7 protein-coding genes are annotated in these 12,161 nt (G+C 48.2%); 2 read left to right on the top strand and 5 right to left on the bottom strand.

Annotated features, from left to right (window positions below; all coding sequences use genetic code 11):
• The first annotated feature begins 76 nt into the window (after nucleotides 1-76).
• Nucleotides 77-613, top strand: a complete 537-nt coding sequence (locus tag ABD846_RS08885; protein WP_344825468.1) for a GNAT family N-acetyltransferase — start codon at nucleotides 77-79, stop codon at nucleotides 611-613.
• Here the strand turns inward: ABD846_RS08885 and ABD846_RS08880 are convergent.
• Entirely contained in the window at nucleotides 610-873 is a 264-nt protein-coding gene (locus tag ABD846_RS08880) for a hypothetical protein (protein WP_344825465.1), read from the bottom strand. The two genes, ABD846_RS08885 and ABD846_RS08880, sit on opposite strands and share 4 nt — an antisense overlap.
• A 102-nt stretch (nucleotides 874-975) precedes the next feature.
• Nucleotides 976-1,221, bottom strand: coding sequence for a hypothetical protein (locus tag ABD846_RS08875; protein ID WP_344825462.1), 246 nt, complete (start codon nucleotides 1,219-1,221; stop codon nucleotides 976-978).
• Between the two features lie 399 nt (nucleotides 1,222-1,620).
• On the opposite strand from ABD846_RS08875, the gene ABD846_RS08870 reads away from it, so the two are divergent.
• Nucleotides 1,621-7,368 carry a PKD domain-containing protein gene (locus tag ABD846_RS08870; RefSeq protein WP_344825459.1) on the top strand — a complete coding sequence of 1,916 codons (5,748 nt, stop codon included), beginning with the start codon at nucleotides 1,621-1,623 and terminating at the stop codon, nucleotides 7,366-7,368.
• Nucleotides 7,369-7,697: 329 nt separating this feature from the next.
• Here the strand turns inward: ABD846_RS08870 and ABD846_RS08865 are convergent, their stop codons facing one another.
• The 3 genes from ABD846_RS08865 to ABD846_RS08855 form a co-directional block, all read right to left on the bottom strand.
• A complete protein-coding gene (locus tag ABD846_RS08865) occupies nucleotides 7,698-10,196 on the bottom strand; it encodes a LamG-like jellyroll fold domain-containing protein (RefSeq protein WP_344825456.1) in 2,499 nt (832 codons plus the stop codon).
• Nucleotides 10,197-10,452: 256 nt separating this feature from the next.
• Nucleotides 10,453-11,061 carry a hypothetical protein gene (locus ABD846_RS08860; RefSeq protein WP_344825453.1) on the bottom strand — a complete coding sequence of 203 codons (609 nt, stop codon included), beginning with the start codon at nucleotides 11,059-11,061 and terminating at the stop codon, nucleotides 10,453-10,455.
• Between the two features lie 176 nt (nucleotides 11,062-11,237).
• On the bottom strand, nucleotides 11,238-12,017 hold the full coding sequence (locus ABD846_RS08855; protein ID WP_344825451.1) for a DUF4382 domain-containing protein: 780 nt from the start codon (nucleotides 12,015-12,017) through the stop codon (nucleotides 11,238-11,240).
• Nucleotides 12,018-12,161 lie beyond the last annotated feature (144 nt).

The following is a 12,161-nucleotide window of genomic DNA, read 5'->3' as shown; positions in this document are numbered from 1 at the left end:
TTACTTCGAAAAGCCGGATAGGGCAGAGTGACCGGAATCGTGAAAATAAAACCGGATTGTTTCGTTACTTTATAGGATGAACCCCGATTTTCATCCCCTTCTTGAAGACGAAAAAGTATTGCTCCGCCCGCTGACGCCCGCCGATTTTGATGCTGCGTTCTCAGTCGCTTCGGACCCGGCTATATGGGAACAGCATCCCCACAAAAACCGGTGGCAGGAACCTGTGTTCCGCGTTTTCTTCGAAGCAAGCCTGGCCAGTAACGGCGCGTTTCTGATCATCGAGCGCAGCAGCGGTGAAGTGATCGGTGGCACACGGTTCTACGAATACGATCAAGTACAGTCTGCAGTAGTGGTAGGAGGCACGTATTTTGCCACGCGCTGCTGGGGCACCGGTGTCAACCGTCGTGTGAAGCAGCTGATGCTGGACTATATATTCGGCTACCTGAACACGGTCTGTTTTTACATAGATCAGTATAATATCCGCTCCCGGACAGCCATTACGCGTCTGGGTGCCACCTTTTGCGGCGAAAAGCCGATGGGGGAGGGTATGACAGATTTCGTGTACCGCATCACGCGCGAAGACTGGCGCATATTGCGAACCCAGCCGCTTTAGGAAGGCACTGCTACAGCCGGGTGCATTTCCAGTTTGTGCCTGAATTTCCGAACCATTCCTTTTATCGCGAGCCTGAATTCAAGGTCGTCAAACTCCTTTAATTCGGCTCTTATAAGTTCATTTGCTGCGGTTGTGAATTTGTCGATGCCGAGCATATACGCATGTAATTTTTTCTTGCCTGCGTTGCTGAGCACGGGATGCAGTATTGTATCGAATAAGTGATCCAGTTGTCGTTCCAGTTTAATAAGTCTTTCCTGCATGGTTATATTGGCTAATCGGGGCGCAATATAGAACGGTATTGTTGCGGGAATATGAAAGAATACGTTAACAACGAACGACTTAAACAAAAATTAAAGAAACAGTCAGAGATTTCTTTTTTTGATCTCGGCCTGGAGCTCTTTATGGGTACGCACATTTACCAATACGATCGGTATCAGCGCAAACGGAATAGCAATCGTGGCCGTAAATCCCCGCCTGGTAAGCAGTACGATCTGTATGAGCAGCACGATGAGGAGTGCAACGGACAATACATAGATGCCTGTTTTTACTGCTTTTTCCTGTTTCAGCAACGTTTCGTCGCTCATTTCCGATGGTTTCATGGTTTTCATTACTGTCGCTTTTACGCGCAAATATCCTTTCTCCGGCTCAGATAACAAGTTTTACGAAGCAGTTTTCTGCACGCTTATTGAATATAGACGTGCATTGTCTACTGGAAAGGAATTGCGCTGTATGCCCCGAAATATCTAAAATCAAATATAGGTTTTATACAGCGTAAAAACTTCATTTCTATCTGATTGTAAGGCTCTATAGATATAAAATTAATAGTTAATTTTTTTGTTTTTTTGATTTGTTTAAGGTTACTTTTGGTCCGGATGTTTTACAGTTCCTGTACTACAGATGTGAGCCGCACAACTAATAGATGCCCGTTATGATCATTGTTAGCCGCTACATCTTATCTACCGCAGCTGAAAGCATTGTTTTCATTGTTCACATTTATCGTATGTTTTATGAAACAAGAAACACTAAACCAATCCAGTTTGTGGAGCATTTCTGGTCTCAAACGCTCCCGCATGTTTTTGTTCTTTCTTTTATCGTTCCTGCTTGCCGGTTTGCCGGACCTGAAGGCGCAGATCTCCGGCCCGGACACGGTTTGTTCCGGGGTGCCGAATCTGTTTAGTCTTGCCGGTACACCTTCCTCTGCTTACACGTACACCTGGACTGCCACGCCTACCGCACAAGCGACCGTGCTGGCAGCCTCAGGTTCGGGAAGCACGGTGCAATGGACCTCTACCGCCGCTACCAGCGGTGTGGTGACGGTTACTATTGTGCGTCCTTCTCTCCCGACTCTTGTATGGACTAAAAATGTAACTGTTTTACCGGAACCGGATCCCCAGATCACTACGAACACCATAGTTGGTTGTCAGGGTGTGAAAGGTGATCGTGAAAAAGGTAAAGTAGAAGGCGATATCATTGATGATGGCGCCTGCATCAAAGTCTGCCAGCGTTCTCATGTACAATACACTGTTGTCGGCGGACAGCCGGGCAGCACATTCCAATGGGCACTCGACATTACCAAAGGCTCTTTCAGCGGACCTTCCACAGGTACTTCTGTTTGGGTTGACTGGGGTTCGAACGTAGGTTTCACTTTTATCAAAGTAAAAGAAACGACATTGGCCGGCTGCGTAAAAGAGAAAACAGTTTGTGTTGAAATTATCGAAAGTCCCGATGCTAAATTCAGTGTAAACGGAGACCTGTATGGTCCCGGTGGTCCCGGAAGCTGCTTTGCTTCCTGTACCGGACAACTGAACCAATTTGCTGATCTTACTCCTGTGTCTCCAACATCTCCGATCGTGTCCTGGCAATGGGATTTCGGAGACGGCGTTTATTCTTCCCTGCAATTCCCTTCTCATGCATACGCTTCTTCCGGTGTTTATACGGTGTTTCTGAAAGTAACCAATCAGTGTGGTTGCGTAGGTGTGTACAAAGTATGTATTGAGGTGAACGATCCGGATAAGCCGCCAATGGAAATTTCCTGTCCTTCTATTATCTGCGGAAAAGGTATTGGCTTCTATACGATCAACAATACATGTCCCGACCTCGTATGGCAGGTAAACGGTGGAACGATTATCAACAGTACTTACAACAGCGTTGAGATCGACTGGAATATGGTAGGTCCTTCCGGATTCGGAGAGATCATCGCCGACCTGTCTGCCTGCGGCGGCAAATGCAGCCCTAAGGTAACAGCCCAGGTTCCGATCATCCAGACAACAGGTACCATTGTTGGTCCTACCACTATCTGTACCGGTAAACAATACCGCTTTGAATTACCCAAATGGCCTGCAACCAATTTCTCATGGTCTGTGTCTCCTTCAAGCGCAGCTACCATTGTAGGGTACAGCCAGAATTCATTTGAGGTATATATTGTAGCGAACGCTCCTTTCACTTTACATTGCGATTACACGAATACACTGATGCTGTGCGGCGGTTCTGCCGACCTGGCCATCAATGTTGTAACACCGCTTACGCTTTCTGCTCCGGAACGTGTTTGTAAAGGAACTTCGACTTCAGTTGTAACCACTGTTCCATCTGCTTCCGGTACATCCTACACTTTCATCGATCCGAACGGCGTGACTTCTTACTCCGGATCGTTTGATGTTGCAGGGGTATGGACGATTCAGGCTTCCAATCCTTCTTATTGCGAGATCGATCCGATTTCCATTACAGTAGTGGATCCTCCTGCTCCGTACACTTCCATTACCGGCGAAACAAAAGTGTGTTTCAATACGCCTTACGTGTACGCTGCGCAAACTTCTGTTCCGAATACCATCGGCAACTGGAGCGTAAGCGGCGGCACACCGGCAAGCACTACCGGTAATTCTGCAACGATTAAATGGACTTCTGCAGGCTCCATAAGCCTCACGCGTTCATGGGCAGATCTTCCCGGCTGTACAAGCACTCCGCTTACCCTGTCCGTAAATCCGGCAACGCCAAGTATCAGTATCAGCGGAGATGCCACACCATGTGCGAATACCACCAAAGTGTACACGGCAACACTTACCGGCGATCCGCTGGATAATATCACCTGGAGCGTAAGCCCTGTAAGTGCGGGTAGTGTCTCTGCCGGTCAGAACACAATGACTCCGACTATTACATGGAACAATACCACGCTTACTTCTGTGGCTTGTACCCTGGTGGCGGTAATAACCAAATGCGGTAACAACGCTACCGTAAACTATCCGGTTACCGTATATGGTATCCCTACAGTAACCGTTACTGCATCCAACTACAATCCTTGTTCCGGTGTGCCGGTTACGTTCACCGCAACGCCTACTCCTTCCTCTGCGTCCATCACATGGGCACTTACAGGAGGAAGTCCATCCAGCGGAAGCGGTACTTCGGCCACTACAACGTTTACCAATCTGGGAACCGGCGACCAATCGTTTACCGTTACTGCAACGGCAACGCTTTCGGGATGTCTGATTTCCGGTACGGCAAACAGCACCGTATTGGTGAAACCGCAGCCGAACATCAATATGTCTCCGGGTGCAGGTTCTTCCAGCACCATCATTACGTGTCCTCCTATCAGCATTCCATTGCTGCTGAGCACGAATGCCACGACTACGATCGACTGGTATTACAACTCTGCGTCTACTCCGTTCCTGAGTGGCTCTACGGCAACGTCGTACACTGCTACAGCTGCGGGTACTTATCGCGTGGATGTGACCAACTCGTCCGGATGTCTGTCCAGTGTTACACGTAACATCGTTCTGGATCCAAGCTGCGGACCTGGTTGTACGCTGCCTGCCAGCGCCGGTGTAAGCAGCAAGAACCATTCCATCACCACCTGTGCCAACAGTGCAGGTCAGGCTGTTGTGGATGTGAACTTCAATGGTGTATGGGGTACTTATATGAGCATGGGCAGCGGAATGAACATCCTGAGCCTGAATGTTACCGGTGGTAACGCTTACTGCTCACTGCCTCCTATTTCATACAGCAGCTTCCCGAATATTCCGATCAGCGGCATCACAATTTCCAAACCCGGCGTTTATCCGATCACCCTTGTTATCGGATATGAAGTTTCGCCTGGCGTTCCATGTTACAAATTTGTAACGGAAAATGTGATCGTTCCGGTAATTGCGGATTTCGACTATGCAACCAATTGCGTCCCCGGAGGCTATACACTTACCCTGAATGAGCAATCTCCAATCCTTACAGGCTACAGCCCTGTTTCCGGTGGCTCTATCTGGAAAGTGAATGGCACTGTGATCAGCTCCACTACGTTCAGCCTGAGTTCTTATACTCCGGGCAGCACGATCACCCTGGAGCATATCATCACTGTTTCCAACGGCAGCAGCTCTTATACCTGCAGCCGCACAAAAACATATGTGGTTCCTGCGGTATTGACGCCTGCATTCAGCATTGCCACTACAGATCCTACCGGTCTCACCAGCAGCAGCTGTGCGGGAAGAGAAGTAGTGTTCACCAGTCTGAACAATACCGGTGTTACAAGATGGACATGGGCTTTCGGTGATGCTACCGGATTCGTGTCTACTTCTTCTGTTACCGCTTCTCGTACGTACAGCAATCCGTCTTCCACTACCACAGTGAATGTGGTGCTGACGCTTACAGATGCTTACGGATGTACGTTCAATACCACTAATTCGTTTACGTTATGGCCGAATACCTTTACCGTAACTTCTCCTTCCACATATTCGCTGGCTGAAGAGATCCGTTGTCAGGGATCTCCGTCTACAGTGACACTGGTGGGTGTAAGCGGTGGCTATGGATCGAATACGTACAATTGGTTTGAGCAGCAAACACCTCTTGCAGCAACCGGAAACCCGATCAGTGTACTGACCGACGGTCAATACTGGACAATGGTGACCGACCTGCATGGTTGTCGTGTTCCTGCGAATCCGACTCCTGCCAAACGTGCCTTCCAGCCGCTGCCTGACGCAACGGTGATGGGCGAGCACGATTACTGTCCTAATGAAGCGATCAAGCTGAACGGTATCAACGGTGGTACTGTTGGCTTCACGTATCAGTGGCAGCAGTTGATCGGTGCAAGCTGGACGAATATCTCCGGTGCTACTGCCGGAATCCTGAATTACCCTTCAGGTCTGCCGGTAGGAACTTACCAGTTCCGCGTGGTGGTGACACAAAGCCTGCCTTCTCCTTACTCAGGAGCCTGTCCGGCTACTTCACCTGCCTTCACGGTAACGGTTCACGGACTGCCAAACATTCCGTTCATCTCAGGTCCTTCTGTCATCAATTGTGCAGACTACAGCCTGAAGCTGAACGTAGCTTCTCCGCAACCGGGTGAAGTGTACAACTGGAGCAACGGAACAGCAGGTAATGCAACTGTGATCAATCACGGCGGACCTTACCGCGTTTGGGCAACCAATATCTGGGGTTGTAAAAACCATTCTGATATCGATGTGCCGATTGAGCCATCCGCTTACTTCTGGCGTTTCCCTCACGGTTGTTACAGCTTCTGTCCGGAAGAACTGCCAAGACGTATCGACGGACCTGCCTATGTAACCTTTGCCGGATGGGATTGGTTGCTGTATGGCAGCGGACTGCCTTATCCTAACGGCAGCTGGGCCAGCTCAGGTACCGGTGTTGTAGATCCGCTGAACATTAACCTCGATCCGACAATGGGCGGAGACGGTAATGGCTCCGGAAATTACTCATGGCGCCTGAACAACGGTATCTGTACTCAGGTATCCGATGAAATGTCCATAGACATGAAAAAACAATGCTGCCGTCTGGATGCCCGTCTGGCATACTTCAATTGCGTATATCCTGCCGGCTCAAGCACACCGGTATATTACGGAGGTATCGACATATTCGGCGGAAAAGACTGCGACATGGCGTTCTACACGATCTATGCTATCGATCCGGCAACCGGACTGGCTGCGGGCACAGTAACGCCTTCATCAGGACCGTTTACGCCCGGTACAACGCTGGCGTTTACCTTCGATCCGTTCCCTGGTGTAACCAGTGTTCAGTTCCAGGTGATCATCAACTGTAACGGACAGAAATGTATCGCTAACGTTGAAAAAGTAGATCTGCAACAGATTCCTTGTAAAGACATCTCCGATTGTCCGATTGACGCTAAATGGGAATACTTCGACTGCAAATGGCCTAAAGGAGCAAGCTCTCCGACATTTGTGGCAGGAGTGGGCGTGAGCAATCCGCTGGGTTGTGCCGCTACTTCATTCACCATTACAGCTGTTGATCCTGCAACAGGATTGCCGAACGGAACTGTTTACACTTCCTCATCAACAATTCCTCCGGGATGGAGCTCTATTTACTTCACTTACACTCCGGCATCAGGCGCAACCGCGGTTCGCTTTATGATCACGTTTGTATGTGATGGCAGAGTTTGTGTGGCGAGATTGGGTGAATTCTACCATATCGACGATCACAGTGTATATCCATGTACAGATTTCGGCAGAATCACAGCAGAAGCTGCTGCGGCCGGAACAGGTGCTACCAGGATGTTGCTCGCGCCTAACCCGGCCAGCGATGAAGTACAGATCTCTTATCAGATCGCCAACTGGAAACAGAGCGATGTGTATCAGGTGTCTGTAGTGAACCTGCTCGGAATTACGGTCGCTACTTATAATGTGCCGAATGCTCAGGGTGTATGGAAATTACCTACACAAAACCTGGTTAGCGGAACGTACATCGTAAGAATGGTGAAAGCAGGTAAAAAAGTAGATGCTCAGAACCTGATCATCACACACTAATTCCTGTGAGTACAATAGCTCAGGCTATTGCAAAAAGCGCCCCGTCATCAGACGGGGCGCTTTTTTTTCTGTATGATGCCGGCAGATATGGTCTCTGTGTCCTTCTGCACTTTTGCGGCGGCGCATCAAATGTTTCGGAGGACAGATCAGGATTATTGTACTTGCCGCAATACCCTTAAAAGATTGATTGATGAACGGATGCACGCAGCTGCGCGCAAGAGATAATTCTGTTACGATACTACCGGACGGATAGCTTTTTACAAGCACAGATCAGCAAAAAAAGTGGCGGTACCTGGTACCGCCACTTTTCAGAGGTTGAAGCTTACAGCCTAATTCTTCAGCACTTTCTTCACGCAATATTTTCCGTTACCTTCCACACGCAGCAGATAAAGTCCGGCAGGTACATTACTCAGGTTGATCTGAGTTTTGCCCGAAGCATTTACTTTGCCGGTACTGATAATCTGGCCTACGCTGTTCAGGATCGTGATATTGCCGGATGACCATTCGTCAGGCGTGATCAGGTCGACTTTGTTTGAGGTGGGATTAGGTACCACCTGTATGTCTTTTCCCGAAACGGCAAGGGCATTTTCCATTGTTTTACGTGCATAGCCGTTTTCTGCGCTGTCGCAGGAAAGAGGACATGCCAGTGGGCCTCCGTAGATTGCGATATCGTCGATTATACCATTGAAATAGTAGGGGTATAAGCCGCCAGGAACGTTGTCTGACGATCCTATGAACAGATCGTCCATGGTAGGCGCTCCGTATTGGTTCGGCCAGATGAGCGACACACGCAGGATGCCATCCACATAAACGTCAAGCTTACCTGTTGGTGCATCATAGCTGACCCATATGCAATACCATTGTCCGGTGGTAATGCATGGATTCGTAACACACGGTGTGGCACCCAGCCAATCGGAACCTGAGCCGGGATAGAATCCTGCGGGGAAGCCGGCAGACACTTCGCCGGTGGGAGTATAGGTATAGCAATCGCTATCCATAGCATTGTCGAATATAATCATAGCATAAACACTGGAACTATATTGGACACCTCTCCAGATAATCGCATTACCCTGGCATGTTCCGGAGTAGAATCCCTGTGGTTGTACCAAAGCCGTAAGCGTCCAGGACTGCAGATCCAGCAGCGTGTTTGAAGGAACCTGAATGTAGCCTGATGTCCCGTCAAACTGGAATGCCGTATTCGGAACACCCAGAAGTCCTGCAGCAGGCGTTACACCGCCCATACGTACACCGGTCAGGCCATTTGCGTCGTCTACGAGGCTACTGTCCGTAAAGTTCCAATGCGCAATAACAGGAGGTTTAGGAGCAGAGCACGATGAACACAATTCTACTTCGTCCAGCAGACCCACCCTCGCAGTGTACAAGGTATATGAATTGAAACTGTAAAGGTTATCATTGTTTTTGTCGGAAAGGAAGCCGGGTCCGCGGCTCTGATAAGAATCCTGAAGATCATATTCACAACCTGTTTTCCCGTTAAAATCTGCTTTTACAAGCCAGAGATCTGTAGATCCGAGCGGCGGTACAGGCTGAGGATCATGATAATTGGTTCCGTAAAGAGCTATGCCGGGTCGCGCGGAAACATTATCGTAATCAATACGCATGACTGTCTGCGCATCTTTTGTTCCGTAAGTGAATTGACCTCCTGTGACGCCATTACCATTCTGGTCCGTACGAATTACCATTGCATCATTGCCTGTAAATACGCCGTTATCGGTATATCCAGCGAGATAATATTCATATCCTCCTGAACCGTTTGCTTCCACGATGTCGCGGCAGTAATCATTGTTGCCTGTAGGACCGCCATTGCTGTAATCAAAACTGTTTGTCCAGGAAACGGCTCCGCTCTGCTGCAATGCCACGAACCAATAGTCTGCATTCACAACTCCGGAAGATGATGTGTTTTTGTAATGTCCGCCAAGCACATAACCCGATTGCATCGGATCCACACTAGGATTTGCCGCATTCTTGATACAGCTGAATCCTTCATCTGTTTTTGCTGTTCCGTAAAATTGTACCGGATTAATCATATTTCCACTTGAATAGTCAATACGCAGCAGGAAGCCATCTGCAAGACCGCCCGCTTTCTGATAATGATCACCCACTACCATCACCTCATAAGTGGTGTTCCGCATGGTGGTTGATTCCACGATATCGAAAGGTATGTCTGTATTTGTGGGAGAAGAGTAATCTAACCGATAGATCTTAGACCAGATAAGCGTACCGGTCTGGCTGATACGCAGCACGAATATGCGGTTGTATCCGCCTGAAATTTCCGTTAGTGTTCCCAGAATGTAAAGATCTCCGGGGGATTGTGCGGAATTGATAATTTTATTGACACGGACAGAATTGTAGAGCGTGGATGCGGGTGCCGCAGCATAATAGCCGGATGCCGTTCCCATCAGGTTGCCCGACTGATCTAATTGCTGATAAAACACTCCGATAGTGGTGCCGGACGCCGCATTGTCTATATATCCCCCGGCTAAGCCATACGTATTTGTTCCGCTTATTTCGACGGATTTTACTTCCCGTATCCGGCTTCCCGTACCTCCGGGTGTAGTGCTCAGTTGGTACACATTATTGAAGAAAGAAGAGGCATTGCCTGATGCATCCGTTCGGGTTGCGGAAAAACAATTGACGGCAGTTGCGGACGGTGCAACAAGAAAGTGACCATCTTGTCCGCCCGCGGATGTATTATGGCCGTCTGTCAGGACTTCACCATTTGTGGTTCCGTATAAGTGTTGAAAAAGCTGGGCCGACGCATGCGTATAGCCCAATGCCAGCATGATTGCTGCGAAATAGATTTTTTTCATTTTATCATTGGTTTTTGAATGTTACAAAAAGGATCCTGCCGCGGTCCGGTAACCGCGGTTTTAAGGGTGAGCAAAAAGAATAGCATTACAAATAGATAAAGAAGTTTCGTTAATTGAAACAGCAAATATTTGTATGCACTTTGCTACCGTATTGTAACATAGAGGGTAAGTGGCTTACAACTAATTTATAGGGTTATTATATTTTTATCAGTACGATTAACACCGATCCCGGTCGCGGTCTGGACTGGCAATTGTGTTATCGCTGTTCGGAATTTATCCGGCTCGCTTTACTGATATGAGTATGGATTTTTGTAAGCCATTTTAATGCGCTGTTCATCGTAGCTGTTTTATTTGAGAACAATGCATTGTAAAAGCTTTCCGCTGCTGTGTGCTTTGGATCGTTGCTCACAAACAACAGATATTTACTGGCCTGCCTGGCGAGTTCTTTTTTCGAACGTACCCTGATCGCTCCGCATTCAATCAGTGTGTTTACAAGTAAGGCAAGTTCCTCGACGGAGAGATAGCTGAATACGGGATGATCCTCTTCCGGTGCGATCATATCCTGAAACTGAATCTCAAGCATGAACTTCAGCTGTTCCAATACGTTCAATAGCAGTGCGGTGTGGATCTGATGCTCATAAAGCAGTGTTTCTATAAGGCAGTTCAGACTTCTGTAATGATGCGTCACATAGAGGCGCAATGAAGTGCTGTCACTGATGCTTTTACGAATGCTTCGGAAATGCCGGGTTAATTCCTGTTTTTTCCTCGACAGTTGCTCCTCCCATTCGCTTAGCGGCGGTAATATATCAGGATCATATTGAAGTTTGGTAATCCATTGGTCGAATGAAGAAAACTGGTATTCCATTGTATAGACGGTTTGAGCAGGTTGCACGCATTGGTTCGGGTATATTCAGGTCGAAAGGGTTTATTTATTTCAGAGATACTAAATTAAACAAAAATATATTTATATGAATTGTATTTACAGAATTACCGCACAAAAAAAAACTGCCGGTTTTCGGCAGTTTTCAGGGAGATGATACTTTACGGGCGCAGGGTCAACACCCCGACGTCCGTTACAGATCCGAATTTCACCGCCACACCCGGAACATCAAGGGTCAGTGTGGAAGCCGTTTCTATATGCAGTGTGTAATTTGCTTCCGGCAAACCGCAGAACATAAAGCTTCCGCTCTTGTCGGGATAGGTGCTGAACGTATCGGCGCCGTTTATTGCATAAACGATCGTGCCGGGATACAGGAATGAAAAATAGCCTTTTATCCTTCCGTCGGTAAGCTGCGTGTAAGATCGGATCACAGGCTTCAGCATATATTTACCCGATCCGGTTTCCACCACCGATTTACCCGCATCGAAATCCAGCCAGAAACTGTAAGCGGTGTTGGCATCCAGGCTCTGATCCACATTCAGTTTCAGTCCGCTTTCTTCCGCAGACGGCGTGTTCAGTTCGTAGACCATCCCTTTTACCATTACCGTATTGCCGGAACCCAGGGTAAGCCGGATCTGGTTGATCCGTCCCGGAGGAATATCCCCCTGGCAAAGCAGTACGTCTGTGCCGTTTCTTAAATCCAGCAGATTGTACATGCCCGGACGCTGAACCGGGATGTCGATCCATCCTTTTGTTTCATGGTTTACGGAAATGCTCTGGATGTTCACATTTACAGCGTCATAATCACCCGGTGCATCCGTGAGCCGGATGGACATCTGTGCATTCTGAGCACTGCTGCCATTATTGTTGTTGTTGTCTTTTTTACAGGATTGGAAGAGTATGCCTCCTGCGAGCGCTACTGCTACAAATAACTTTTTCATACGTTCCGTTTTAGCGTGAATAATGATACGAAGCTAGTAACACGCTATACAGGGTAGGGTAAACGTTATCTTAAATCAATGGACAAAAATTAAAGCCATCCCATATCAGGACGGCTTTACTGTTGGTAATTTAGCCAGGGTGGC

It is taken from the genome of Rurimicrobium arvi, assembly GCF_039540495.1.
GTDB lineage: Bacteria > Bacteroidota > Bacteroidia > Chitinophagales > Chitinophagaceae > Rurimicrobium > Rurimicrobium arvi.
This window is presented reverse-complemented; position numbering and strand designations above follow the sequence as displayed.

What these genes read in the sequence shown, in the direction of transcription:
- ABD846_RS08885 (WP_344825468.1), top strand. Translation starts at nt 77, where the DNA reads ATGAACCCCGATTTTCATCCCCTTCTTGAAGACGAAAAAGTATTGCTC.
- ABD846_RS08880 (WP_344825465.1), bottom strand. Translation starts at nt 873, where the DNA reads ATGCAGGAAAGACTTATTAAACTGGAACGACAACTGGATCACTTATTC.
- ABD846_RS08875 (WP_344825462.1), bottom strand. Translation starts at nt 1,221, where the DNA reads ATGAAAACCATGAAACCATCGGAAATGAGCGACGAAACGTTGCTGAAA.
- ABD846_RS08870 (WP_344825459.1), top strand. Translation starts at nt 1,621, where the DNA reads ATGAAACAAGAAACACTAAACCAATCCAGTTTGTGGAGCATTTCTGGT.
- ABD846_RS08865 (WP_344825456.1), bottom strand. Translation starts at nt 10,196, where the DNA reads ATGAAAAAAATCTATTTCGCAGCAATCATGCTGGCATTGGGCTATACG.
- ABD846_RS08860 (WP_344825453.1), bottom strand. Translation starts at nt 11,061, where the DNA reads ATGGAATACCAGTTTTCTTCATTCGACCAATGGATTACCAAACTTCAA.
- ABD846_RS08855 (WP_344825451.1), bottom strand. Translation starts at nt 12,017, where the DNA reads ATGAAAAAGTTATTTGTAGCAGTAGCGCTCGCAGGAGGCATACTCTTC.